Annotated in this window: 21 protein-coding genes and 1 pseudogene; 8 read left to right on the top strand and 14 right to left on the bottom strand. The window is 74.9% G+C overall.

The genetic code is table 11. The annotated features are described in order from the left end of the window. Positions 1 to 46 precede the first annotated feature (46 nt). The 3 genes from AB0399_RS18950 to AB0399_RS18940 form a co-directional block, all read right to left on the bottom strand. Complete coding sequence (locus AB0399_RS18950; protein ID WP_366412085.1) at positions 47 to 847, bottom strand: aminotransferase class IV; 801 nt, start codon at positions 845 to 847, stop codon at positions 47 to 49. Positions 848 to 991: 144 nt separating this feature from the next. Beyond that, positions 992 to 2,827 (bottom strand): hypothetical protein, encoded by a 1,836-nt coding sequence (locus AB0399_RS18945; protein ID WP_366412084.1) that lies wholly within the window; start codon positions 2,825 to 2,827, stop codon positions 992 to 994. Between the two features lie 1,160 nt (positions 2,828 to 3,987). After that, positions 3,988 to 4,845 (bottom strand): LysR family transcriptional regulator, encoded by an 858-nt coding sequence (locus AB0399_RS18940; protein WP_366412083.1) that lies wholly within the window; start codon positions 4,843 to 4,845, stop codon positions 3,988 to 3,990. Between the two features lie 109 nt (positions 4,846 to 4,954). On the opposite strand from AB0399_RS18940, the gene AB0399_RS18935 reads away from it, so the two are divergent. Further along, entirely contained in the window at positions 4,955 to 5,257 is a 303-nt protein-coding gene (locus tag AB0399_RS18935; protein ID WP_366412082.1) for a hypothetical protein, read from the top strand. After that, positions 5,254 to 6,010: pseudogene (locus AB0399_RS18930) on the top strand (glucose 1-dehydrogenase). The gene AB0399_RS18935 and the pseudogene AB0399_RS18930 overlap by 4 nt, the downstream one beginning before the upstream one ends. 114 nt (positions 6,011 to 6,124) lie before the next feature. On the opposite strand, the gene AB0399_RS18925 reads toward AB0399_RS18930, so the two are convergent. After that, positions 6,125 to 6,838 (bottom strand): class I SAM-dependent methyltransferase, encoded by a 714-nt coding sequence (locus AB0399_RS18925; protein ID WP_366412081.1) that lies wholly within the window; start codon positions 6,836 to 6,838, stop codon positions 6,125 to 6,127. A gap of 178 nt (positions 6,839 to 7,016) precedes the next feature. On the opposite strand from AB0399_RS18925, the gene AB0399_RS18920 reads away from it, so the two are divergent. Further along, a complete protein-coding gene (locus tag AB0399_RS18920; protein WP_329371940.1) occupies positions 7,017 to 8,495 on the top strand; it encodes an MFS transporter in 1,479 nt (492 codons plus the stop codon). A 79-nt stretch (positions 8,496 to 8,574) separates the two neighbouring features. Further along, complete coding sequence (locus AB0399_RS18915; protein ID WP_366412080.1) at positions 8,575 to 9,315, top strand: helix-turn-helix domain-containing protein; 741 nt, start codon at positions 8,575 to 8,577, stop codon at positions 9,313 to 9,315. A gap of 39 nt (positions 9,316 to 9,354) precedes the next feature. Here the strand turns inward: AB0399_RS18915 and AB0399_RS18910 are convergent, their stop codons facing one another. From AB0399_RS18910 to ykgO, 4 genes are all read right to left on the bottom strand, one after another. Next, on the bottom strand, positions 9,355 to 10,161 hold the full coding sequence (locus AB0399_RS18910) for a class I SAM-dependent methyltransferase (RefSeq protein WP_366412079.1): 807 nt from the start codon (positions 10,159 to 10,161) through the stop codon (positions 9,355 to 9,357). A gap of 91 nt (positions 10,162 to 10,252) precedes the next feature. Then, on the bottom strand, positions 10,253 to 10,777 hold the full coding sequence (locus tag AB0399_RS18905) for a GNAT family N-acetyltransferase (RefSeq protein ID WP_366412078.1): 525 nt from the start codon (positions 10,775 to 10,777) through the stop codon (positions 10,253 to 10,255). Positions 10,778 to 10,913: 136 nt separating this feature from the next. Continuing rightward, a complete protein-coding gene (locus AB0399_RS18900; RefSeq protein WP_328461143.1) occupies positions 10,914 to 11,573 on the bottom strand; it encodes a zinc ribbon domain-containing protein in 660 nt (219 codons plus the stop codon). Positions 11,574 to 11,935: 362 nt separating this feature from the next. Next, positions 11,936 to 12,058, bottom strand: coding sequence for a type B 50S ribosomal protein L36 (gene ykgO / locus AB0399_RS18895; protein WP_328461145.1), 123 nt, complete (start codon positions 12,056 to 12,058; stop codon positions 11,936 to 11,938). A 106-nt stretch (positions 12,059 to 12,164) separates the two neighbouring features. Between ykgO and AB0399_RS18890 the strand changes: the two genes are divergently transcribed. After that, a complete protein-coding gene (locus AB0399_RS18890; RefSeq protein WP_329371931.1) occupies positions 12,165 to 12,488 on the top strand; it encodes a hypothetical protein in 324 nt (107 codons plus the stop codon). A 182-nt stretch (positions 12,489 to 12,670) separates the two neighbouring features. Here the strand turns inward: AB0399_RS18890 and AB0399_RS18885 are convergent, their stop codons facing one another. Next, positions 12,671 to 13,327, bottom strand: coding sequence for a TetR/AcrR family transcriptional regulator (locus tag AB0399_RS18885; RefSeq protein WP_329371929.1), 657 nt, complete (start codon positions 13,325 to 13,327; stop codon positions 12,671 to 12,673). Positions 13,328 to 13,507: 180 nt separating this feature from the next. On the opposite strand from AB0399_RS18885, the gene AB0399_RS18880 reads away from it, so the two are divergent. Then, entirely contained in the window at positions 13,508 to 14,230 is a 723-nt protein-coding gene (locus AB0399_RS18880; RefSeq protein ID WP_366412077.1) for an SDR family oxidoreductase, read from the top strand. 59 nt (positions 14,231 to 14,289) lie between these two features. On the opposite strand, the gene AB0399_RS18875 is transcribed toward AB0399_RS18880, so the two are convergent. After that, positions 14,290 to 15,243, bottom strand: a complete 954-nt coding sequence (locus AB0399_RS18875; protein ID WP_366412076.1) for a LysR family transcriptional regulator ArgP — start codon at positions 15,241 to 15,243, stop codon at positions 14,290 to 14,292. Between the two features lie 163 nt (positions 15,244 to 15,406). Here AB0399_RS18875 and AB0399_RS18870 point away from each other — a divergent pair, with 163 nt between their 5' ends. Then, positions 15,407 to 16,018 (top strand): LysE/ArgO family amino acid transporter, encoded by a 612-nt coding sequence (locus AB0399_RS18870; RefSeq protein ID WP_366412075.1) that lies wholly within the window; start codon positions 15,407 to 15,409, stop codon positions 16,016 to 16,018. 92 nt (positions 16,019 to 16,110) lie between these two features. Here the strand turns inward: AB0399_RS18870 and AB0399_RS18865 are convergent, their stop codons facing one another. Then, the gene (locus AB0399_RS18865; protein WP_329371921.1) at positions 16,111 to 18,201 is read right to left on the bottom strand and encodes a SpoIIE family protein phosphatase; all 2,091 of its coding nucleotides are present in this window, start codon (positions 18,199 to 18,201) and stop codon (positions 16,111 to 16,113) included. Between the two features lie 342 nt (positions 18,202 to 18,543). Between AB0399_RS18865 and AB0399_RS18860 the strand changes: the two genes are divergently transcribed. Beyond that, complete coding sequence (locus AB0399_RS18860) at positions 18,544 to 19,386, top strand: aldo/keto reductase (protein ID WP_366412074.1); 843 nt, start codon at positions 18,544 to 18,546, stop codon at positions 19,384 to 19,386. Between the two features lie 89 nt (positions 19,387 to 19,475). Here AB0399_RS18860 and AB0399_RS18855 read toward each other — a convergent pair whose 3' ends face one another. From AB0399_RS18855 to AB0399_RS18845, 3 genes are all read right to left on the bottom strand, one after another. Next, positions 19,476 to 19,997 carry a GAF domain-containing protein gene (locus AB0399_RS18855; RefSeq protein WP_328473810.1) on the bottom strand — a complete coding sequence of 174 codons (522 nt, stop codon included), beginning with the start codon at positions 19,995 to 19,997 and terminating at the stop codon, positions 19,476 to 19,478. A gap of 41 nt (positions 19,998 to 20,038) precedes the next feature. Further along, positions 20,039 to 20,881, bottom strand: a complete 843-nt coding sequence (locus AB0399_RS18850) for a S8 family serine peptidase (protein WP_328461161.1) — start codon at positions 20,879 to 20,881, stop codon at positions 20,039 to 20,041. A 95-nt stretch (positions 20,882 to 20,976) separates the two neighbouring features. Beyond that, positions 20,977 to 22,995 carry a hypothetical protein gene (locus AB0399_RS18845; RefSeq protein WP_366412073.1) on the bottom strand — a complete coding sequence of 673 codons (2,019 nt, stop codon included), beginning with the start codon at positions 22,993 to 22,995 and terminating at the stop codon, positions 20,977 to 20,979. Positions 22,996 to 23,098: the final 103 nt, after the last annotated feature.

The raw sequence follows: 23,098 nt of genomic DNA, 5'->3' as shown, positions 1-23,098 counted from the left end.
GGGGCCGGGTGGGCGGCGCCGCGGGGCCCCGCTCCTCGGGCGGAGGTCAGACCGTCTCCCAGGGCACCGCGGCCCATGCCTCGTCGAGCAGCGCGTACGCGGCCGGCGGGTTCACGAAGGCGATGTCGTCCACGTCCGCGAGCGGTTGCGACGGGCACCAGGAGTAGCAGGCGAACGCGGCCTGGAATCCGGCGAGTTCGTCCACCCGCAGCGGCCGGGTGCGGGTGGGCGCGCCGATGCGGTCCAGCCCCGCCGTCAGAAGCTGCTCGGTGATGCCCGGCAGCTTCGGGCCCTGCGGCCAGGTGACGGTCTCGCCGTCCCACAGGCCGAGGTTCCAGATGGAACCCTCCAGGACGAGCCGGTCCGGCCCGGTGAAGAGCGCGTCGTCGAAGCCTTCCGCCCTGGCCGCACGCCGGGTGCGGCTGAGCCCCATGGTCGCGGTGTGCTTCAGGTGCGGAGCGTCCCGCAGGTAGGGCATGGCGCGCACCCGCCAGGGCGGCAGGCGCGTCTCGGCGACCGGGTCGGTCAGCGACACCATCACGCCGAGGTCGGGGGTGTCCGTGGGCACCGAGACGTCGCCGCCGCGGGCGAAGACGGCGATCCGTGCGGACACCTCGCGCGGTGCCCCGGCCAGCGCGTGGCGCAGCAGTCCGCCGACGCGCTCCGCGCCCGGCGACGCCCCGAACATCTCCCGCGACGCCTCGTCGAGCCGCCGCAGGTGCAGTTCCCAGCCGCGGACCCGGTTCCCCCGCACCTGCATCGAGGTGAAGTGGCCGTAGTTGACGACCGCCACCCGATGGAGCTGCGCCGTGGTGGGCACCGCGCCGTCGATCTCCACATGCAGCATCGGGGCAGCATACGGGACCCGCGTGCCGGCGAACGGTCAGGACCGGTCAGGACCGGCGCCTTCCGTGGACGGGCCGGCTGCCTCCCGGCCGCCCGGCTGTGCCCAACCGGCGTGCCCGGGGGCCGGTTTCGGGTCTCCCGCCGGTCAACGCCCGCCGGCCGGACGGTCGGAGGCGGCGGCGGGGCGGAGCGACGGGTCGCGGATCATCGCGGTGATCTCGGCCGCGGCGCGCTCGGCGGCCGGTTGGCGCCCGGCGCGGACGTCCAGCCGGCCGAGGCCGACCTGGTCGAGGGTGATGTCCTGGTGCGCGCCGCTGCTGTCGAGGAACTGCCCCGCGTGGAGCGGGCCTTCGGCCGGCCGCAGGCGGAGCGTGAGCACGCCGCCGGAGTAGTCGGCGCCGACGAGCCGCTCCCAGGGCACCTGGCGGCTGACGACGTGCCGCCGCACCCGCAGGCCCGCGGGGCCGGCGCTGATCCGCCAGGTCAGGACGGCGAACGGGCCCACCAGCCCGGCCAGGGCGACGGGGGCCGCCCACACGATCCGCCACGACGTGGAGTGCTCGAGGAAACCGAAGCCGACGGCCGGCACCACCGCGAACATGGTGATCGCACCGGTCAGGGACAGCCCGCTCGCGTGCCACCGGGTGGGAAGGGCCGCGCCCGGCCGCCGCATCGCGGCCAGCGCGTCCTGGACACGGGCCTCGGCGGCCCAGCGCTCCTTGACCGTCAAGCCGTCGTCGGCGCCGTCGCCCCCGCCCCCGCCCCCGCCCGCCGTGGCCGCTCCCCCGTCGCCGGCGCCGTCCTCGTCCTCGTCGTCCTCGTCGGGGTCGTCCTCCGCGCCGATCCGGATCGGCCCCGCCGAGGCATCGACGTACCAACGGCCGTTCTCCGTACGGACCGCCAGCAGCAACTCGCCGCCCTCGGCGCCGTCGGCGAACATCAGCGCCTGGCGCAGCGGCGCGGGCGGGTCGTGGTGCGGGGCGTAGTGGAGCACCGCGTGCGCACCGGCCGTGTCGTCGTGGGCGAAGACCTCCGTGCTGCCGCCGCGCACCCGGGCCAGTACCCGCAGCACGGGCACGGGTCCGCGCCGCAGCCGGGCCGCGCGGCCGGCGGCCACCAGCCCGGAGCTGACGGCGACCACCCCGAGGCCGCCGAGCACGAGCGCGAGCAACTGCCGGTCGGCGCGGTCCCCGTACGGTTCGGCCGCCAGCAGGACGCGGCCGCCGCCGGGCAGCAGCACCCGCACGGTGCTGAGGTTCCGGTAGTCGCCCTCGACGTCGAAGTGGTGCCGGCGCCGCTCGCCGGGCAGTCGCACCACCAGGGTGCCCTCGCCGGAGTGGAACGCCACGACGCGGGCGTCCACGGCCGGGGCGGTGCGCGCGGCGCGGTCGTCCGCCCGGTCGGCCTGGACGATCGATACCGTCAAGGCGGCGGCCGCAGCGCACATCGCCGCGCCCACCACCCACCGCACGGCGCCGCGTTTCGGGCGCGCGGTCCACGCCAGGACGGGGGCCCGGGCGGTGATGCCGCCGGCCGCCTCGCGGAACCGGCGCCGCTGGGCCCGCCGCAGCACCAACTTCCGTACCGACACGGCCAGTCCCCAGCACAACCCGGCGACCACGACCCCGTCGGCGATCCGCAGGGAGGTGCCGCCCTCCCAGATGCTGGGGTCGGCCATGCAGCCGACGAGCAGCAGCCCGCACAGCACCGCCGCCTCGGGCAGCACGAACAGCCACCACAACTGCGGCCAGAACAGCATGGTGATGATGGCGTCGGTCCACTGCTCGCCGCAGGGCGCCTGCGGCGTGCACACCGGATCGGGGGCGTTCGCCATCGCCGCGACCACGCCGACGACGAGCAGCAGCGCGGGCCCCAGCGGGTGCGCCCACCGCCCCGCCCGCGCGCCCGCCCACCGCGCGGTGTCCGGGGTGAGCCACGGCCGGGCGGGTATGTCCGCGAGAAGCGGCGAACTCGTCGTCACCCGGGCATTATGCGCGCAGGTCCGCACATGTGTGCGCCGAACCCCCGGCCCCGCCGCCCGCCGCGCGCGACCGCCCCGACCGGGCCGCCCGACCGGCGGAACACCAGGCCCTACGGCCCCGTTCACCCCACCCGGTTCACGCATCCCGGCCGCGCACCACGGACGCGTTCCGGCCCGGACGGAGGGGATGACCGGTCGCGCACGACCATGCCCGCGCGGTCCTGGCGGAGATGGCGGCCGGCCCCAGCACGAGCGGCGGCCGCACACGCCACGAGCGAGGGCGGGCACGACCAAGCCGCCCGCGCCGTCCGCGAGACCGAGCACACCGCCCTGCCCGCCGAGCCAACACCTCGGGTCCGGCTGGACGCGACCAAGCCGCCCAGCCCCAAACCCCCAAGCCGGGCCGCCCCGCCCGCCGTCCGCGAGACCGAGCACACCGCCCTGCGCGCCGAGCCAACGCCTCGGGACCTGCCCACGCACGGGGACGCGATGCGGCCGGTCCTGCTGCGGACCGGCCTGCCGGAACCGGCACCGGAGCCGACGCGGTTCTCCCGCACGGATCACCCCGCCCGTGACACATCACCGCACCGCCCACTGCCGATCCCGCCACGCACACCCCGGCGATGCCGCAACCACCGCCGGATCAACCCACGTTCCCCCCACGGACCACCCCGCCCCACGACACATCACCACACCACCCACCGCCGATCCCGCCACCCACACCCCGGCGACGCCGCAACCACCGCCGGAACAACCCGCCTTCTCCCCCACGGACCACCCCGCCCCACGACACATCACCACACCACCCACCGCCGATCCCACCACGCACACCACGGCGACGCCGCAACCACCGTCCGGTGCCTGCTCACCGCGCACGGCTCCGCCCGCTCGGTGGACGGCGACTCCGGCGCGGCGGCGCGGAGCGCGGGGTCTCCGCCTTCCGGACCGGCCGGGGCCGGACCGCCGGCGGCATCCTCGGCCGCCGCACCCGGGAGGTCATCTCTCCCGACGTCGACGCGCTGTGCGCCGGTCCGCCGCTGTCCGCCCGCCCGGATCAGCGGGGGCACAGCCGCCCGGCCCGTCCGAACGGGGGCACGGGCGAAGCCCGTTGAGGACGGCCCGGCCGACCCCGGAATGCCCGCGCAGCGCCCCGCACCGGTTCACGCCGTCCTCGCCGCGTCCACCGCGGCGGCGACGAAGGAGGCGACCAGCCGGCGGCGGTCGTCCTGCGCCCACGCGAGGACGAGTGCGCTGGTGGGCGCGTCGGTCACCGGCCGGTAGACGAGGTCGGGGTGCAGGGGCTGGGCCAGCGAGCGCGGCAACAGCGCGATGGTGCGTCCCAGCCTGATCATCTGCAGGGCTTCGGCCGCGTCCGCGACCTCGGGCCCCGGCCGGGCCTCGGGCGCTCCGGTCCAGCGCACACCCTTCCAGCGGGGCAGCGACTCCTGGGCGAGGTCGGCGAGGGTGACCTCCGAGCGGGCGGCGAGCCGGTGGCCCGGCGGCAGGATCGCGACACGGCCCTCGACCGCCAGGGTTTCGTGGTCCAGGCCGGTCATGTCGTCGAACGGCGCGTACAGCAGGGCGACATCGGCGCGGCCGTCGCGGACATGGTCGGCGCGGTCGGTGGCTCCGCCGAAGAGGATGTCCACCTGGCGGGCGTCGGGCCGGTCGGCGTAGGCGGCCAGGATGCCGGACAGGAGGTTGCCGTCCCCGCCGGGTTTGATCACCAGGCGCAGGTGGTCGTGCCGGTCGCCGGCCCGGCGGGCCTTCTCGGCAGCCGCGCTGACGGCGTTGAGCGCGTGCCGGCCGTGGTGCAGGAGCGCTTCGCCGGCGGGGGTGAGGGCGACGTGCCTGCTGGAGCGCTCCAGCAGCTTCACGCCGAGCCGGGACTCCAGCCGCCGGAGAGCCTTGGACAGCGCCGGCTGCGCGATCGCCAGGCGGGCCGCGGCGTGCCCGAAGTGCAGTTCCTCGGCCACGGCGACGAAGTACTCCAGCTCGCGTGTCTCCAGTTCGGCCATGCCGCAAGCCTACCGCCCGATCCATTCCCACCAGGCATGGATCGGAAACGGATGGATCTTGGACGCGCGCGAGAAGTGCCTGTTCACTCGGGGCATGATTCACCACACGATGATCGTTGCGTTCGACAGTCCGATTCCCGCGAGCGAGCTGGACGCGTACATCAAGGAGTTCGAGGAGCTCGTGACGGGTTCCGGCACGGTCGAGTCGGTCGCGGCCCGGCACCACATCCGCGTCCCGGGCGACGACCACGCCCCGGTGGCGGTGGCCAGCGCCATCCTGCAACTGCGCGTGGCCGACCTCGACGCCCTCAACGCGACCTTCGCCCTGCCCGGGACGGTCGATCTCATCAGGCGCTGGCAGAGCCGCTATCCGTACCAGGCGATCTGGGCCAACCACGAGCCGCTGGCATGAGCGGGAGCGGCTACGCGGGCAAGGCGGGGCTGGTCACCGGCGCCGGCAGCGGGATCGGGCGGGCCGGCGCGCAGGAGTTCGCCCGGCGCGGGGCCGCGGTCGCCGTACTCGACCTCGACGAGGACGGTGCCCGCAGGACCGTGGAGCTGATCGCGCGGGAGGGCGGCCGGGCCGAGGCCGTGGCCGTCGACATCGGCGACGAGGAGTCCGTGCGGCGGGCCGTGGCCCAGGTCGTGGCGACGTTCGGCGGGCTCGACTTCGCGGTCAACAACGCCGGAGTCCCCTCACACCAACGGGTCCTGACGGAGATGACGGTCCAGGAGTGGGAGCACGTGCTGCGGGTCAACCTGATCGGCACCTGGCTGTGCATGAAGTACGAACTGCCCGCCATGAAGCGGCGCGGCGGCGGGGCGATCGTCAACGTCGCCTCCAACGGCGGCCTGTACGCGATCCCCGGCGTACGTGGCCGGCAAGCACGGCGTCGTCGGCCTGTCCAAGGCGGCTGCCGTGGACTACGGGCCGGACGGCATCCGGGTCAACGCGCTGTGCCCGGCGATGACGAGGACCCCCATGCTCGACGGTGTCGTCGCGTCGGCCGGTGCGCGGACGGTCGAGCGGCAGGTGGCCGCGACCCCGCTGGGCAGGCCGGCCGAGCCCGAGGAGGTCGCCGCCGCGGCGGTGTGGCTGTGCTCGCCGGACGCCTCCTACGTCACCGGCACTGCCCTGTCGGTCGACGGCGGCCGCCGGGCCTGAGCGCAGGACGACGGGCGGGTGCGGGGCGGGGGCGTACCCACGCCCCGGCACCCCTCGCGGCCGCCAGAGAACGCCCGCCCGCGGCCGCCGGTACGCGGCCCGCCCGTACTCCGGCTATCCGAGCCTGCGGGCCAGCACCAGCCGGCAGCGCGGGCTGCCGTCGGGGCGCCGGCCGAACTCCTCCAGCGCGAGGGTGGTGACCGAGAAGCCCGCGGCGGCGAGGTCGGCCCGTACCGGCTCCAGCGGGAAGGTGCGGTAGTACATCACGAAGGGTGGCCGCCACAGCGCGTTGCGCAGCCGCATGGCGGCGTCGAAGCCGGTCAGCGCCCAGTGCCAGGGCGAGCGGACCGGGGGCGGCGCGGCGATCGGGAAGGCGAACAGGCCGCCGGAGCGCAGCGCGCGGTGCACCCCGGCGAACAGCGCGGGCCGCTCCGCGGGCAGGAAGTGCCCGAACGCCCCGAAGCTGACGGCGAGGTCGAACTCGGTCTCGAACGGCAGCGCCCGCGCGTCGGCCCGCACCCAGCCGTGTTCCGGGTGCGCGGCCCGGGCCCGGTCGAGCATGCCCGCGCTGAAGTCCGTCCCCGTCACGCCGTTGGGGCACAGCCCGTCGAGCACCCGTACGCCCGCGCCGGTGCCGCAGCACACGTCGAGCCCGGTCCTGAACGGCCCGTACGCCCGCAGCGCGGCCTCGGTCGCGTCGAGGAAGCGGTCCGGGGTGCGGAACGGCGTGTGGTCGAAGGTCGGCGCGAGCAGGTCGTAGCCGTGCTCGACGGATGACAGTGCCTGGACGGCAAGTTCACGCGCGGACGGGCCCTGGGAGGAGAACACCCGGCCCAGCGTAGGGGGCGGATGGGGCGCGATGTGCGCGAGATCTCACCGGAACGAAACGGAACCGCCATTCCCGTTGGCTTATCCTGGCTTTAGCGGAACCCCAGTTCCGGTTCCGCGCCCTCTTCTGAGCTCTCCTGAACTCAGGCACCCTCATTCTTCAGTTCAAAGGAGTTCCATGGCGTCCGAGACCCGGCGCACGCACCATCAGGTGACGTTCGCGGTGCTTGCGGCCAGTGTCAGCGTCTACGCGCTGCTCCAGTCGCTGGTCACCCCGGTCCTGCCGACGATCCAGGCATCCCTGCACACCTCGCAGAACACGGTCACCTGGGTACTGACCGCGTACCTGCTGTCCGCTTCGATATTCACCCCGATCATGGGCCGGATCGGCGACATGGTCGGCAAGAAGCCGGTCTTCGTGGCCACCCTGGTCGCGCTGGCCGCGGGCTCGCTGCTGGCGGCGCTGGCCACCAACGTGACGGTGATGATCATCGCCCGGGCGATCCAGGGCGTCGGCGGCGGCGTGCTGCCGCTCGCCTTCGGCATCGTCCGCGACGAGTTCCCCCGCGACAAGATGAGCGGCGCGGTCGGGGCGATCGCCTCGCTCGTCGCGGTCGGCGGCGGTCTGGGCATCGTGCTGGCCGGCCCGATCGTGAACGCGCTCGACTACCACTGGCTGTTCTGGCTGCCGATGGTGCTGACCATCATGGCGGCCGCGGCCTCGCTCTTCTTCGTGCCGCCCACCCGCAGCCGCACCCCGGGCCGGATCAGCTGGGCGCCGGCGCTGCTGCTGTCGGCGTGGCTGGTGGCTCTGCTCGTCGCGCTCAGCCAGGCGTCGGTGTGGGGCTGGGGCTCCGGCAAGGTGATCGGCCTGATCGTCGCCGCCGTGGTGCTCGCGGTCGCGTGGGTGGAGACCGAGCGCCGCTCGGCGACGCCGCTGATCGACATGCGGATGATGAGCCGCCCCGCGGTGTGGACCAACAACACGGTGGCGCTGCTCTTCGGCGTCGGCATGTACTCGGTCTTCGCGTTCCTGCCGGAGTTCGTGCAGAGCCCCAAGTCCACCGGCTACGGCTTCGGTTCGTCCATCACCCAGTCCGGGCTGATCCTGCTGCCGATGTCGGTGGCGATGTTCCTGGTGGGCCTGGGCGCCAACACCCTGGCCGCCCGGATCGGCGGCAAGACCGTGGTGCTGCTCGGCTCGGTGATCAGCGCGGTGTCGATGGCGCTGCTCGCCTTCGCGCACACCGCGACCTGGGAGCTGTACATCGCCACCGCGGTGATGGGCGTCGGCTTCGGCCTGGCCTTCGCGGCGATGTCGAGCCTGATCGTGAGCGCGGTGCCGGCCGAGCAGACCGGTGTGGCCAGCGGCATGAACGCCAACATCCGCACCATCGGCGGCTCGATCGGCGCGGCCCTGATGGCCAGCGTCGTCACCTCCAACCCGGCGGCCGACGGCCTGCCGCGCGAGGCCGGCTACACCCACGGCTTCGCGATGCTCGGCGTCGCGCTGCTGGTGGGCGCGCTCGCCGCGCTGCTGATCCCGGTGAGCCGGCGCGGCACGCTGGTGGCGGGCTCGACGGAGGAGAACGAGCCGGCGCACGCGCCGCTCACGGCGGTACCTGGCGGTACGGTCATGAGCGACACGTCGGAGTGAGGTCCGGCGCCGGCGGACCCGGTGCCACCCTCACCGGAGGGGCCGGCACCGGGACGAGTCGCACGATCGGAAGTGGACGATGGCAGCGCAGCACCCCGTGCACGAGTCGGGGCACGGTTCCGTACCGGACAGCGCCGCGCGCGACGCCGAGTGCGGCGAGCACCCGGCGCCGCAGGCCGCGGCCGGCCCGTCGGCCGGCGCCGACCACGTCACGCAGCACCGGCCGATGCGGCGCGACGCCGCGCGCAACCACCAGCTGGTGATCGCCGCGGCCCGCGAGGTCCTCACCGAGTACGGCACCGACGCCAGCATGGAACTCATCGCGTCCCGCGCCGGGGTCGGGGTCGGCACGCTCTACCGGCGCTTCCCGAACAAGGAGGCGCTGGTCGACGAGATCGCCGCGCAACTCCTCGGCGAGCTGGTCGGCCAGGCCCGCATCTCGCTGTCCCACCCGGGCGGCACCGGATTCGAGGCGTTCGTACGGGTCTTCGGCCACTGGCTGAGCGAACACCGCGGCTACGCCCACAAGTTGATCGGGCGCACCGAGGCCGCGTGCGTGGAGCAACTGCGCGACCTGATCGACCGGCTCCTCGACCAGGCGAAGGCGTCCGGCCGGATCGACCCGCACGTCGAACTCGGCGACGTGATGACACTGGTCTGGGGCATGCGCGGGGTGGTGGAGACCAGCGGCACCGTGACGCCCGACGCCTGGCAGCGCTACACGGACATCCACCTGGCCGGGATGCGCGCGCCGGCCGCCCCGGGCATGCGCTCCGCGGTGACCCGCGCGGAGATGACCCGCATCAACGCGGGCGGCTGACGGCCGCCGGGGCCCCGGCCCCGGCCCGCCGGCTGCGGGTCATCTCCGCGCGGGCGTGCGACGGGTTGTACGCCCGTCAGCGCCGCCGCGCGAACGCCGCGCGAACGCCGCGTGCACCCCGCGCGACACCCCGACGCCGCCGCCCAGCCCCTCGATCGCGTCGTGCAGCGCCCGCTGAAGCGCCGCCAACTGCCCTGGTTCCAGGGCCTGGTGGTCGCTGAAGGTGGCGATGAGCCCGACCCAGTCGTCGGCGCTCACCGTCGCCTCCCAGCGGTACTGCCGTACCTCGATCGGCTCGAACTCCCCGATCGGCTCGAAGGGTTCGCTCCGTGTCTGGTGCGGGAGGTAGCTGTGCGTCCTCGCCCGCGGCGCGTGCTCGTCGTAGAGCCGCCGGAAGAGCGCCGCGTCGTCGTCGGCGAGGAGCAGGTAGCTCCAGAACAGGGCGAGCGTGCCGCCCGGCCGCAGCAGCGACGCGGCCTTCTCGGCGCCGCGGGCCGGGTCGATCCAGTGCCACGCGTCGCCGCAGGTGATCAGGTCGAAGGTGCGGCCCGCGGCTTCCCAGGTCTCGAACGCCCCGAGCTCGACCGGCAGTCCGTGTCCCCGCGCCACGGCGGCCATCCGCGCGTCGATCTCCACTCCGAGCACCCGCGTCCCGCGGCCGGCCAGTTCGGCGGCGACCTTGCCGGTGCCGCAGCCGACGTCCAGCGCGTCGCGGGGCGCACGCGCGACCAGGTCGTCCACGAGTCCGGGCGGCGGGGAGGGCCGGAACCGGTCGTACTGCTCGCTGACGGAGCCGAAGGAGAGCGCACTGGTCCGGTCCAGGTGGTACGCGGGCGTCTTCGTCACGGCGCCGAGCGTAGTGGGCGCGGCGCGCGGCCGGACCGTCACGGCGGAACCGTCACGGCGGGACGGCCACGGCGGCGGCCCGCTGCGGTCCTCAGACGGCGCGTTCCATGCAGACCAGCCGCTCCCGCTCGTCCCACGACGCGGTGACGGTGAATCCGAGCCGCTCGTACAGCGCGATCGCGTCGGTCCGCCACTCCCACACCGACAGCCGCAGGGTGCGCGCACCGCTCCGCTCGGCCCACCCGAGGGCGGCGCGGACCAGGCCGGACGCGACGCCCCGCCCGCGGTACGCCGGATCGGTCCAGAGCCTCTTGACCTCGGCCCCGCCCTCGACGGGGTCGGTCACCACCAGGCAGCCCACCGCCGCGTCGCCCGCGTTCCCCGCGTCGCCGCCCAGTGCCAGCAGCACGACGTCGGCGGCGAACGCGGCCTCCGGGTCGGCGATCTCGGCGCGGTAGCGCTCCGGCAGGTCGTCCACTGCGGCGACGGCCTCGCCCTTCTCGGCCTGCGTCCGCAGATGGTAGGCCGCCAGCAGCTCGGCCGGCCCCTCCTGGGGTCGCGCGCCCGGGTCCCGGTCGGGCCAGCGGACGACGGCGATCTCGGGTCGATCAGTCATGCCACCAGCATCACATGCCGCAGGTCAGGACCGGTGCGAGGGCCCCTGAGCCGCACCCGGTACGCCAGGGCAGCGCACCGCCGGGGCCGCGCCGGGGCGGTACGGTGCGACGCCGGGGCGGTGCGGGCGGGACGCGTCAGCGGCGGGTGCCGCAGTCCGGGCAGAAGGCCGCGCCCGCCGGGAGCTGCGCGCTGCACGAACCGCAGGTGTCCTGCTGCGCGAGTTGGTGGCCGCAGCCGGGGCAGAAGGCCGAACCGTGGGTCTCGGCGCTGCACTGCGGACAGACCAGCTGGCGCGGGGTGTTCACCGCGAACGACTGCCCGGAGTTCTGGCCGGCGGCGTAGGCGCGCTCGGAGACCATGTCGTTGAGGCCGCGCTGCTGGGCGGCGACCGCCTCGGCGGCGGTGTCGGGCGCGCAGGTCAGGCAGATGCCCTGGCCGGCGTTCCAGCAGCGGTTGCAGACGTAACCGGTGCAGCGCGGGCAGCGGTTGAAGTGGCCCTCGGCGTTGCTGATCGCGCGCTGGAACGCCGCGTCGCGGGCGCTGCCGTATCCGGCTCCGGCGAGGCCGTCGGCCGCGGTGGACATGCCGCTGCCGGCCCGACCGAGCATCCCCCAGGCCGCGTTGACGCCCTTGCCGACCCAACTGGCCATCCGCCCGCCGGTGTACGCCTCGAACCGCGAACGCCAGGTGTCGTTGCACCGGTTGCAGGAGAACTCGAACTGGAACCCCGCGCCCGTGCCCTGTTCCTGGCACAGATCGCGGTAGTTGTTGCTGAAGTAGATCTCCGCGGTCACCGGTCGCCCTCCCCGAGCAGTCTCCGGCCGGGCCCATACCCGCCGGTCGTCCCCCCACCGGCAAGGGACGCCCCGTACGTCCTCCCGGTTCTGCGGACCGGTCCGGCACCGCAGGCAGGCAATACTTTCCCACATCCGGGCACTCCCGGGCGCCCCTGTCCGCGGCCCCGGACGCCCCACCGCGCCCCGCGCCTCCCACCCCCACCACCAGGCACTGACGACCCACCTCCCACGGTTCGCGCGGCCCCGTGCGGGGGCGGCCGGGCGGGCCCGGGGAAGCGTGCCCGGGCAGCACGCGGCCGCGGCCGCCGGGACCCGGATCGGGTCGGTGCGGCGGCCGCGGCCGGGTGGACGGGGCGGGGTCAGCCCTGGCGGGCCTTGCCGCGCGGGTCCTTGCGGTTGATCACGTAGACCTTGCCGCGGCGGCGGACGATCTGGGCGCCCGGCCGGCCCTTCAGGGAGCGAAGCGAGTTGCGAACCTTCATGGCGGCGCCTTTCTGCTCGTAGTCTCTACGGTGCAGGGGCGACAACCGCGGCGCCCGCGCGTTCATTCCGCGCGGGCGGGCGGCCCAGGAGGGGACGGCCGAGGCCATGACCGACGCACCGCAGGACGGCACCGAGGGCACCGAATCGACGAAGCGCGCGGGAGGAGCCGAGGACGACGACAGCCCGGACTTCTCCCGCCCGGGTTTCTCCAGTCCCGACTTCTCCAGCCCGGACTTCAGCAGCCCCGGCGGCGACCGGATCGGCGACTTCACCCCGCCCGACTACGAAGTACCGCCGTTCAAGGGCCCCGACTACGAGGCCGAGGACGCCGACGACCTCGTGCCCGAGGAGGCGGGGTTCTCCAGCCCCGGCTTCTCCAGTCCGGACTTCACCAGCCCCGGCCCGATCGACGACCCCGAGGACCACTGAGCCTCGGCCGAGCCTTCCGCCCTGCCCGCCCGGCCTCCGGTGCGGGCAGGGCGCTCGCATGATCCGGCTCGCACCCGCGAAGGCCGCCGTCCGTCGCCGCCAGCCGTCGACCATCGCCGTCGTCCGTCAGCGTCAGCCCCCAGCCCTCAGCAGCCCCCAGCCGTCACGTCAGCCCTCAGCCCTCAGCCCAGACGGTCGGTCCGGACCGTCAGGTCGGCGATGTGCGCGAGCATCGCGTCGAGTGCCGCCTCCAGCGGAGCGGTCTCGCGCCGGGTCTGGGTGAGCAGCAGCCCGCCCTGCAGAGCGGCGAGCAGAGCCAGCGCGAGCTGGTCCGGGTCGGCGTCGCGCCGTAGCTCCCCGCGGTCGTGCATCGCGTGGATACCGGCCCGGATCGCCGCCTCCCAGCGGGCGAAACCGTCCACGAGGTCGCCGCGCGCCACGTCGTCGCTCTCGGCGAGTTCGCTGGCCAGCGACCCGATCGGGCAGCCGCCCTGGCAGTGCCGCTCCCGCTGGACGTCGACCACGAGATCGCGCCAGGCCCGCAGCGCCGGCAGGGAGTCCAGGCTGCTCAGCAGCGGCTCCTGGGCGTCCAGCACGGCCTGCGTCTGGTGCGCTATCACCGCGCGGACCAGGGCGTTCTTGTCCGCGAAGTAGTGGTAGATCTGCGAGGTGCTGACCCCGGCCGCGGCACGCACGTCGTCGGTGCTGGTGCCCGCCACGCCGCGCTCCAGCATCAGCCCGGCCGCGGCGGCCACGATGCGTCCCCGGGTGGCGGCGCCCTTGCGGGTCAGCCGCTGGGGGGCCGTCGGGTCGGGCACGGGAGGCGAGTCGATGCTCATGCGCTCAGCGTAGCGCGCCACGTCGTTTTCTGGAGTTGACACTCCAATCCCTCCGTGCCAAGAATGGAGTCATCGCTCCAATATTCACCGGCGGCGACGACATCAGCGGCGGGCCCCCGTACGTCCACGCGGGCCGCGCACCGCGCAGCGCACACCACTACAGAAACCAGGCGGATCACCATGGAGTTCGAAGGCCGCAAGGCACTGGTCACCGGCAGCACCGCCGGCATCGGCCGGGAGGTCGCCCTGCAACTCGCCACCGGGGGCGCCGAGGTCATCGTCACCGGGCGCAACGCGGAACGCGGCGCGGCGACGGTCGCCGCGCTCGAGGACGCGGGCGGCAAGGCGCGCTTCGTCGCCGCCGACATGACCGACCTCGACTCGGTCCGGCGGCTCGCCGAGGAGGCCGCCGACGTCGACATCCTCGTCAACAACGCCGGCGTCTTCGACTTCAGCCCGACCGCCGAGCAGACCGTGGCGTCGTTCGACGCGATGTTCCAGGTCAACGTGCGGGCGCTGTACTTCCTCACCGCCGCGATCGCGCCGCGGATGGCCGAGCGCGGCGAGGGCAGCGTGGTCAACATCAGCACGATGGCCGCGACCGTCTCGCTCCCCGGCAGTTCCGTCTACGCCGCCACCAAGGCCGCGGTGAACTCGCTGACCCGCACCTGGGCCGGGGAGTTCGGCGCGTCCGGGGTGCGCGTCAACAGCGTCGCCCCCGGCCCCACGCTCACCGAGAGCGCTCCGCTGGAGATGGTCGACACGCTCGGCTCCACGACGCTGCTGAGCCGGCACGCGAGCACCGAGGAGATCGCCGCGGCGGTGGTCTTCCTCGCCTCGCCCCGCGCCACGTACATCACCGGCGCCACGGTCCCGGTCGACGGGGGCCGCGCCGTCGCGTGACCCGGCGGTGGTCGAGGGGTCCCCGGGCCGGGCCGTACGGCCGTGCCGCCCGGCCCGGGTCAGCCCGCCGTCGGCGTCGCCTTCGCTGTCGCTGTCGCCGTCGTTGTCGTCGTCGGGGAGAGTTCGCGGGCGGCCGCCCGGCCCACCGCGTCCGCGACGGCGGCCAGGTCAGGGGAGTCGAGCTTCCACTGCTGCCAGTACAGCGGCACGTCGATCGGGCGGCGGGCGGCGAGTTCGACGAGGGTGCCCGCCGCCAGATGGGGACCGGCCTGGAGGTCCGGGATCATGCCCCAGCCGAGCCCGGCGGCGACCGCGTCGAGATACGCCTCGGACGACGGCATGTAGTGCCGGGCGCGGGTGGCCGCGCGGGCCTGCCGGGGTGCGAGCCCGCGCAGGAACCGGTCCTGGAGTTCGTCCTTGCGGTCGAAGACGATGACGGGGGCGGCCGGCAGTGCCTCGCGCAGCGGACGGTCGGCGATCCAGCGGGCGGCGAACGGGGGCGCGGCCCTGGCCCGGTAGCGCATCCGGCCGAGCGCCCGTACCGAGCAGCCCTGCACGGCCTGCGGCGAGGAGGTGACCGCGGCCATCACCCGGCCCTGGCGCAGCAGCGCCGCGGTGTGGTCCTCGTCGTCGCGGTGCAGGTCGAAGAGGATGCCGCGGTCGGCGGCGGCCTCGGCGAGCGCGGGCAGGAACCAGGTCGCCAGCGAGTCGGCGTTGACCGCGATCGGCAGCGTGGCGGGGCCGAGCGCGTCGCCGAGGCCGAGTTCGGCGCCGGCGTCCTGCTCCAGCCGTGCGAGCTGCCGGCCGAACCGGACCACGACCTCGCCCGACGCGGTCAGCCGCACCGGCTTCGTCCGCAGCAGCAGCACCCGGCCGGTGCGCTGCTCCAGCGCCTTGATCCGCTGGCTCACCGCGGACGGCGTGACGTGCAGGGCCTCGGCCGCCGCCTCGAACGTGCCCTCGTCCACGGCGGCCAGCAGCGTACGCACCTGGTCCAGCGGGAGCCCCGCCATCGACCGTCACCCCATTCCCGCCGCCCGCGCCGGCGCCTTCGTCGGCGCCGCCCGCCACGCCGCCGTCCGGCTCGGAAGCCGTACGGAGAGCGTTAAGAATTCCTCATGCTACCTAAGAATCATTAGCTGGCCTGTACGATCCGCCCGCTCCTAGCCTCGGTCCATGCACGCAGCTCTCCTCGCCGCCCTGGCGGGCCTCGGCACCGGTCTGACCCTCATCGTGGCCATCGGCGCCCAGAACGCGTTCGTGCTGCGCCAGGGCATCCGCCGGGAGCACGTGCCCGCGGTGGTCGGGATCTGCGCCGCCTCCGACGCCGTGCTGATCGCGGCGGGCATCGGCGGCGTCGGCACCGTCGTACGCCGCTGGCCGACCGCGGTGACGGCCACCGGGTGGATCGGCGGCGCGTTCCTGGTGACGTACGGCGTGCTGGCCGCCCGCCGGGTGCTGCGGCCGCAGCGGCTGTCCGCCGCCGAGGGCACGGGCGCCTCCGCCCGCACCGCCGTCCTCACCTGCCTGGCGCTGACCTGGCTCAACCCGCACGTCTACCTGGACACGCTGCTGCTGCTCGGCTCGGTCGCCAACTCCTACGGCGGCGCGCGCTGGCCGTTCGGGGCGGGCGCGGTCACGGCGAGCGTGCTGTGGTTCAGCGGCCTCGGCTTCGGCGCGCGGCTGCTGCGCCGCCCGTTCGCCCGGCCCGGGTCCTGGCGGGTGCTCGACGCCGTGATCGCCGTGAGCATGGTCTGCCTGGGCGTCATGATGGCGACCCGGGCGTGAGCGGGCGCCGCCGCGACCGTACGGACCGGGCGCGGTCGCGCCGGCCGGCCGCCGCCTGACTCGGCCCCAACGCCCCTGTTCCGCGCGGCGGTTCAGCCGAGAAGGGAGCCGCCCCACGCGGCGCCGGGGGTGGTGCCGCCCTGGTGGATCGGGCGGAAGCCGATCACGGCGGCGTCGTCGCGGCGGTTGCCGACGCCCGACAGCAGTTGGGCGCAGATCTCCGCGAGCGTCAGCCCCTCCGCGCGGGCGGTTTCGGCGATCCGGGCGAGTGTCGCCATGCCCTCGCCGAGGTCCGTGCCGGGCACCTCGATCAGGCCGTCGGTGTAGAGCAGCAGGGTGTCGCCGTTCTTCAGTTCGTAGTGCCAGGTGGTGCGCGGCATCGACGGTGCCACGCACAGCGGCAGGTCAGGGCCGGCGCCGTGCAGGTAGCGCGGCTCGCCGTCGGCGGGCAGCAGCAGCGGCGGCGGGTGGCCGGCGTTGGACCAGGCCACGTGCCAGCGGCCGCCGGCCCGCGGCACCAGGTTGGCGTGCACCACCGTGACCAGCGGCGCGATGTTCAGGCCGTCCACCACCCGGTCCAGCTGGGACAGGCTCTCGGCCGGGCTGTTCGGATGGTCCTGGTCGTAGGCGATCACCCGGAGCATGCTGCGCAGCTGGCTCATCGAGGTGGCGGCGTCCAGGTCGTGGCCGGCGATGTCGCCGATGGTGAGGGTGACGGTGCCGTCGGGCAGCAGCAGCGCGTCGTACCAGTCGCCGCCGATCTCCGCGGTCTTGCTGGCCGGCTGGTAGTGCGCGGCCAGTTCGGCGCCGGGCACCCGCGGGGTCGCCGACAGCAGGGCGCGCTGGAGGGTCAGCGCGGTGTGCCGGGTGCGTTGCAGCTCCACCGCCTGCCGCAGCGGCTCGCGCACCTCGTGCAGGATCTCGCCGAGCAGCGCGAGGTCCGCGGAACCGGGTGGCGGGCTGTCCGCGCAGCCGGCCGCGCAGGCGAACGCGACCACGGCCGAGTCGATCACGATCGGCACCATGGTCAGGCTGGTGGCCCGCGCCGCGCGCAGCCACTTCCTGGACATCTCCGACAGCACGCCCTCGGGCGGCTCGCCGGCGGGGAAGACCAGCAGCTTGGGGCGGCGGCTCTCGATCACCTGCTGGGCGACCGAGCCCACGAGGTAGGGCTGGTTGCTCAGCGGGGGCATGTCCGGCAGGCCGGAGCGGGCGGTGGACGCCACCCGGACCGCGGTGAGCGGGCCGCCGATGCCGGCCGAGGGCAGCATGAAGACCGCGCACGCGTCGGTCAGGTCCGGCACCACCGCCGCGGCGACGGCGGCGAACGCGTCCGGCACGTCGTCGGTGCCGGTGACGGTGGCCACCCGCGCCAGCAGCCGCTCGCGCAGCCGGTTGCGCCACTGGTCCTCGATGTCCGCGGTCGCGCCGATCCACTCCACCAGCACCCCGCCGCGCTCGATCGGCACCGCGCGGGACTGCACGTGCCGGTACTCGCCGGAGGCGGTGCGCAGCCGGAACGTGCACACGAACAGGGACGGGGTCCCCTCGGACGCGTCGCTCCAGGTGCGCACCAGCCGGGTCCGGTCGTGCGGGTGCACCGCCCTGAGCCACTCCTGGTCGATCACCGGCCGCCACGGGCTGCCGGTGAAGTCCTCGAAGCCGCCGACCAGCTCGGTGATGTCGCCGTTGGGCTTCATCAGCCAGACGATCTGCGTGACGGCGGACATCAGCGCCTCGTACCGCTGCAACGCCTTCTGCCGCTGCTCGGAGAGCAGCTGCGCGGCCTCCACCGCGTCGACCTGCGGGGTGGTGTCGACCGCCACGGCCAGCACGCCGGGACCGAACCGGGAGACCACCGGGGAGCAGCTGTAGACGAAGTGGCGGCGGCCGGGCGCGCCGGGCGCGGTGCCGTCGGTGGTGCGGGTGTCGGTGACCTGGCGGGCGGCCCGGTCCCGGTACACCTGGTCGAGCATCTTCAGGAAGCGGGCGGCCCTGGGCTCGGTGAACACGTCCGCGGACCGGGCGCCCAGTTCCCGGGGCCCGAACAGGGCGCGGAACGCCTCGTTGATGTACACCAGCCGGTGCTCGTCACCGGCGGTCAGGGCAACGGCCACGATGGCACGGTCGAACACCTCTGGTTCGAGCTCGGGCACGCCCGTTTCGCCGCCGATCCGCCTCATCCTCCGATCATCGCTCGCCACGGCCCACCAGGCGCGCCGAAAGGGCCGGGCGTTCGCACATGTGACCGGTACGGCGCCCAAGGGAGCGCTCCCCCGCGGCTCGGGCGGCCGGGCGGCCGTCGGCGGGCCGGGCCGGGCCGCTGCCGTTACGGTGGGTACCGGGGGCGGTACGCCGGCCCGGCGCCGCGGCGGGCGGACGGCGGCCCCGGGGACTTCCGGGGCTTCGCAGAGCCACCAGGACTTCGAGGACCTGCGAGGACCTGCGAGGGCCTTCTGGGGGCCTTGGGGGGACAACCGAAGAGCACCCGCGGCACCGCCGACCACGCAAGGAAGTCGCGCACCATGACCTCAGCGCCCACGATCCCCGATGTCACGCTCAACAACGGTGTGGTGATCCCGCAGCTCGGATTCGGCACGTACCTGATCGAGCCGAAGGACACCAAGGAAGCGGTGCTCGCCGCGCTGGAGACCGGTTACCGGCACATCGACACCGCCGAGATGTACGGCAACGAGAAGGAGGTCGGACAGGCCATCGACGAGTTCGGCCTGGAGCGCTCCGACGTCTTCGTCACCAGCAAGCTCAACAACGGCTTCCACGCCTACGGGGACGTGCTCACCGCGTTCACCCGCAGCCTGGACGACCTCGGCATGGAGTACCTGGACCTGTTCCTCGTGCACTGGCCGCTGCCCGCGGTCGGCGACTACACCGAGACCTGGCGGGCGATGGAGGAGATCTACCGGTCCGGCCGGGTCAGGGCGATCGGCGTGTCGAACTTCCAGACCGCCCATCTGAACCGGCTCTTCCAGGAGACCTCGGTGGTGCCCGCGGTCAACCAGATCGAGGTGCACCCCTACCTCACGCAGGACGAGCTGCGCGCGTTCGACGCCGACCACGGCATCGCCACCGAGGCGTGGTCCCCGATCGCCCAGGGCAAGGTCCTCGGCGACCCGGTGATCGCCGCGATCGCCGCGCGGCTGGAGCGCACCCCGGCGCAGGTGACGCTGCGCTGGCATTTGCAGCGCGGCGACATCGTCTTCCCGAAGTCGGTGACGCGCTCCCGGGTCGAGGAGAACTTCCGGCTCTTCGACTTCGAGCTGACGCCCGACGACATGGCGCAGATCAGCGCGCTGGACCGCGGCGAGCGGACCGGCCCGGACCCGGACACGTTCAACTGGGTGCCGTGACCGGTCCCGCGCGGCGCGCGACGCGCTGACCTCCCCGGCCCGCGCGTCGCGCGGGGGCGCCCCTACCCGCCGGCGCTCCCCGGTCCAGGTCAGGCGGAGGTCTCCAGCAGCCGCCGCAGGTCCTCCGCCATCCGCAGCGCGGCCGCGCGCCCGTCGCCGCCGAGGGAGCCGGCGTCCGCGGGCCGCGCCCGGTCCACGACCACCCGCAGCGCGGCCGCCGCGTGCCGGGCGAACAGCGCCAGCAGGTCCAGCTCGCTCAGGCTCGACCTGGCCTGCGGCACCGGGTCGAGCACCTCCAGCACGCCCAGCACCCGGTCGCCGTGCGTCAGCGGCGCGGCCATCAGCGAGTCGGGCACGTACTCGGTGGACTCGGCGAAGTCCCGGTCGAAGGAGGCGCTGCGGGACAGGTCGTCCACGACCATGGGCTCGCCCGAGGAGACCACCCAGCCGGCGATCCCGCTCTCGGCCGGGAAGCGCCGCCCCACCAGGAAGCTCTCGCCCTGGCCCGAGACGGCCTGGAAGACCAGCTCGTGGCTCGACTCGTCCAGCAGGAACACCGAACTGGCCTGGGCGCCGAAGATGGCCCGGGCCGTGTCGACCACCGACTGCATCAACTCCTGCGACAGCGGATCGGTCTCTGCGTTGCTCTGTGTCACGAAGCACCCCTGATGCCCAGTTGTACGTTGGCCGCGGAAAGGTAGAGCGCGTTCTTGAGCTGGAAGGTCGTCATCCGGCGGTGCCGGGACAGGATGCGGGCGCAGAGCCCGGCGATGTAGGGCGTGGCGAAGCTGTTGCCCGTGGTCCTGATCGTCGCCCCGCCGAGCCAGGCCACCTGCACGTTCTGGCCCGGGGCGAAGAACTCCACCGGCGGGCTCGGGTTGTACAGGTGCAGCTCCGGGTCGTCCTCCTGGTGGCTGCCCACCGAGATCACCGACGCGAAGCGCCAAGGGAAGCTCTCCACCGGCGTGTTGTGCGCGGAGGCGACGATCGCGGTGCCGCGGAAGTACGCCTCGTCGGCGAGCACCCGCAGTTCCTCGGCGAACTGCGGCCGGGTGGTGGACAGGCTCAGGTTGATCACGTCGAAGCCCTGCCGGATCGCCCAGCGCAGGCCCGCGAGCAGGACGTCGCCGGTGCCGCCGAACCCCTTGCCGAGCACCTGCACGCTGTACAGCTCGCACTCCGGAGCGGTTCTGCGGATGATGCCCGCGCAGGCCGTGCCGTGGCCGCAGGTGTCGGTGGCGTCGGTTTCCACGACGCTGGTCCCCGTCTCGTCCTTGCGGACCGTCCAGGCCCCGTCGACCCTGCCGATCAGCGGATGGCCGTCCTCCACCCCGGAGTCGACGACGCACACCCGCACGCCGGTGCCCAGCGCGCCGGCCCAGTCCCGGTCGGGCGCCGGCCGCTCGCCGTCCGCGGCGACCAGCACGTCCTCGGGGCGCTTGCCGCGCAGACTCCAGGTGAGTCGGGGACCGGCGCCCTGCTCGGCGGTTGTCATTCAGCAGCCTCTCGCGTTCTGGCGGTGTCACGTTCCGGTGCGGTGGTGGCCGGGGGTCCGGCGGGCCGGGGTCCGGGCGGCCGGCGGCGGGCGGCTCACGTCGGGACCCGGTGCCATCCGGCGGCGTGCCGCGCCCCGGGCAGGTGGCCCTTGGCCTCGAACTGCCGGGCGGCCTGGGCGGCGGCCCGACGCGCGTCGTCCGCGCGGCCGGCCTGGCGCAGGACGTCGGCCCGGTCCAGCCAGGCGGTCGCCAGCAGGACGGGCGAGTCGGTGCCGGCCGCGGTGCGCACCGCGCGCGCGGCCAGCGCCTCGGCCTCCCCGGCGCTGCCGCGCGCGGCGGCGATCCTGGCCTGGAGGCCGTCGAGGTCGGCGGTGTCCGAGGCGGCCTGGTCGCCGTCCGCCGGCTCGGCCGCCGCCCTGCCCGGGGCCCGCGCCAGCCGCGTGGCCGCGTCGCCGTAGCGGCCGGCGTCCAGTAGCAGCCGCGCCGACTCCCGGGCCACCACCCCGCGCAGGCCGTCGGCCTGGAGGCTCGCGGCGGCGCCGTCGGCCTCGTCGAGCAGGTCCAGCGCCCGGCCGCCCTCACCCGCCAGCGCCGCCACGGCGGCGGCGAACAGCGGCAGCACCACGCGGCCCTCGGCGTACGCGAGTTCACCGGCCAGCCGCCGGGCCCTGGCCAGGCAGGCGTGCGCGTCGTCCCAGCGCTCCTGGAGCGCGAGCAGCACGGCGAGCGGGCAGTTGAGCGTGAGCCGTACGGTGGGGCGCTGCTCCCCGTGTTCGGCCAGCAGCGCGCGGCTGCGGGCGACCGCCGAGCCGACCGGCTCCGGGCCGCGCCACAGCGAGACGCCGATCGCGCCCAGCGCCAGGGCCCGTTCGGGTTCCGCGCCTGCCCGGCGGGCGTGCGTCAGGGCCCGGGACAGCAGGCCGTCGGCCGCCACGTGCCGGCCGTGCGACTGCCGCTCCTGCGCGATCCGGATGCACGCCCGCGCCTGCCCGAGGTCGTCTCCCGCGCTCTCGAAGACCGGCAGCGCCCACTGGGCGACGGTTCCCGCGCTGCTCCCGTCGGGGGCCGCGGACACCGCGGCCAGGGCCAGCCGCGCGTGCGCGGCCTCCACCGGGCGCACCGCCTCCCGCGGTTCGGCGTCCGCCGCGGCGAGCACTCCCAGCAGCAGCGCCCGGCCCTCGTCCGTACGGCCGGTCGCCAGCAGTACGTCGCCGAGCCGGCGGGCCGCCGCCGCCCACTCGGGCTCGCCGTCGGCGGCCAGCTCCACCGCCCGCTCCAGCAGCCCCGCCGCCCAGGCCAGGTCCGAGCGGGCGAGCGCCCTGGAGCCGCTGTCGATCAGCAACCGGACGGCGTCCAGCCGCAGTTCGTCGGTGTGGGCGCCGAGGACGCCGAGCTCGGCGCGGTAGCGGTAGGCGTGCTCCAGGTGCCCGGCGACGGCGGCGGTCGCCTCGGCGGACGGCAGGCGGCGGGTGCCGCGGCGCGGTGCGTCCTGCGCGCCGCCCGACGGGCCGCTGCCCGAAGGTCCGTTGCCCGAAGGTCCGTTGGCCGTGGCGCCGCTGTCCGGCGCGCCGCCGCTTGGCGGGGCCTGGCCCGCGAGCCGGTCGGCCAGCGCCCGCGCGGCGTGCTCGTGCCGCTCCGCCCGGGTCCGCTTGGCCATCGACTGGTAGGTGACCTCGTGCACGAGGCCGCTGCTGAAGCGCAGCGGGTACGTGCCCGGCCGCGGCCGGTCCGCGGGCCTCAGCAGGCGGTGCCGGCCGAGCCGGGCGAGGGCCGCGCCGACCGGCCCCGGCACCGGTGCCGGCGGCTCCGGTTCCGCCGCGGGCGCTTCCGTGGCGTGCAGCGCGCCGCCGGGTGCGCCCTCCCGGTCGCCGGCCACCAGGTCGGCCACCTCGTCGGCGGTGAACTCCCGTCCCGCGACGGCCGCGATGTCCAGCGCGGCGCGCTCCGCGCGGCCGAGCGCGCCGATCCGCGCGCCGAGCAGCGCCTGAAGGGTGGTCGGCAGGTCGCCGCCGCCGTCGGGGCGGTACCCGGAGTCCGGCTGGGTGAGCGCGGCGATGAGCATCTCCAGGTAGAAGGGGTTGCCGCCGGCGGACTCCAGGACCTGCGGCGGCACGCCCGTACCCCCGCTCGCCGGGCAGCGCGTGGACGCCGGGCAGATGACGCGGCACGAGGCCGCGCAGATGGGCGTCCTCCTGCTCAGCGCGGGACACGAGACG

Origin of the sequence: Streptomyces sp. NPDC088194, assembly GCF_040702025.1 — a bacterium.
Lineage (GTDB): Bacteria > Actinomycetota > Actinomycetes > Streptomycetales > Streptomycetaceae > Actinacidiphila.
Note: the sequence above shows the minus strand (reverse complement) of the source record. Positions and strands in the feature narration are given on the sequence as shown.

Bases quoted from the DNA above. Each gene is read 5' to 3' on its own strand.
- AB0399_RS18855 (WP_328473810.1), bottom strand. From the start codon at position 19,997: ATGCAGTCGGTGGTCGACACGGCCCGGGCCATCTTCGGCGCCCAGGCC.
- AB0399_RS18880 (WP_366412077.1), top strand. From the start codon at position 13,508: ATGGAGTTCGAAGGCCGCAAGGCACTGGTCACCGGCAGCACCGCCGGC.
- AB0399_RS18885 (WP_329371929.1), bottom strand. From the start codon at position 13,327: ATGAGCATCGACTCGCCTCCCGTGCCCGACCCGACGGCCCCCCAGCGG.
- AB0399_RS18850 (WP_328461161.1), bottom strand. From the start codon at position 20,881: ATGACAACCGCCGAGCAGGGCGCCGGTCCCCGACTCACCTGGAGTCTG.
- AB0399_RS18935 (WP_366412082.1), top strand. From the start codon at position 4,955: ATGATCGTTGCGTTCGACAGTCCGATTCCCGCGAGCGAGCTGGACGCG.
- AB0399_RS18890 (WP_329371931.1), top strand. From the start codon at position 12,165: ATGACCGACGCACCGCAGGACGGCACCGAGGGCACCGAATCGACGAAG.
- AB0399_RS18905 (WP_366412078.1), bottom strand. From the start codon at position 10,777: ATGACTGATCGACCCGAGATCGCCGTCGTCCGCTGGCCCGACCGGGAC.
- AB0399_RS18915 (WP_366412080.1), top strand. From the start codon at position 8,575: ATGGCAGCGCAGCACCCCGTGCACGAGTCGGGGCACGGTTCCGTACCG.
- AB0399_RS18920 (WP_329371940.1), top strand. From the start codon at position 7,017: ATGGCGTCCGAGACCCGGCGCACGCACCATCAGGTGACGTTCGCGGTG.
- ykgO (WP_328461145.1), bottom strand. From the start codon at position 12,058: ATGAAGGTTCGCAACTCGCTTCGCTCCCTGAAGGGCCGGCCGGGCGCC.
- AB0399_RS18875 (WP_366412076.1), bottom strand. From the start codon at position 15,243: ATGGCGGGGCTCCCGCTGGACCAGGTGCGTACGCTGCTGGCCGCCGTG.
- AB0399_RS18860 (WP_366412074.1), top strand. From the start codon at position 18,544: ATGACCTCAGCGCCCACGATCCCCGATGTCACGCTCAACAACGGTGTG.
- AB0399_RS18950 (WP_366412085.1), bottom strand. From the start codon at position 847: ATGCTGCATGTGGAGATCGACGGCGCGGTGCCCACCACGGCGCAGCTC.
- AB0399_RS18870 (WP_366412075.1), top strand. From the start codon at position 15,407: ATGCACGCAGCTCTCCTCGCCGCCCTGGCGGGCCTCGGCACCGGTCTG.
- AB0399_RS18865 (WP_329371921.1), bottom strand. From the start codon at position 18,201: ATGAGGCGGATCGGCGGCGAAACGGGCGTGCCCGAGCTCGAACCAGAG.
- AB0399_RS18940 (WP_366412083.1), bottom strand. From the start codon at position 4,845: ATGGCCGAACTGGAGACACGCGAGCTGGAGTACTTCGTCGCCGTGGCC.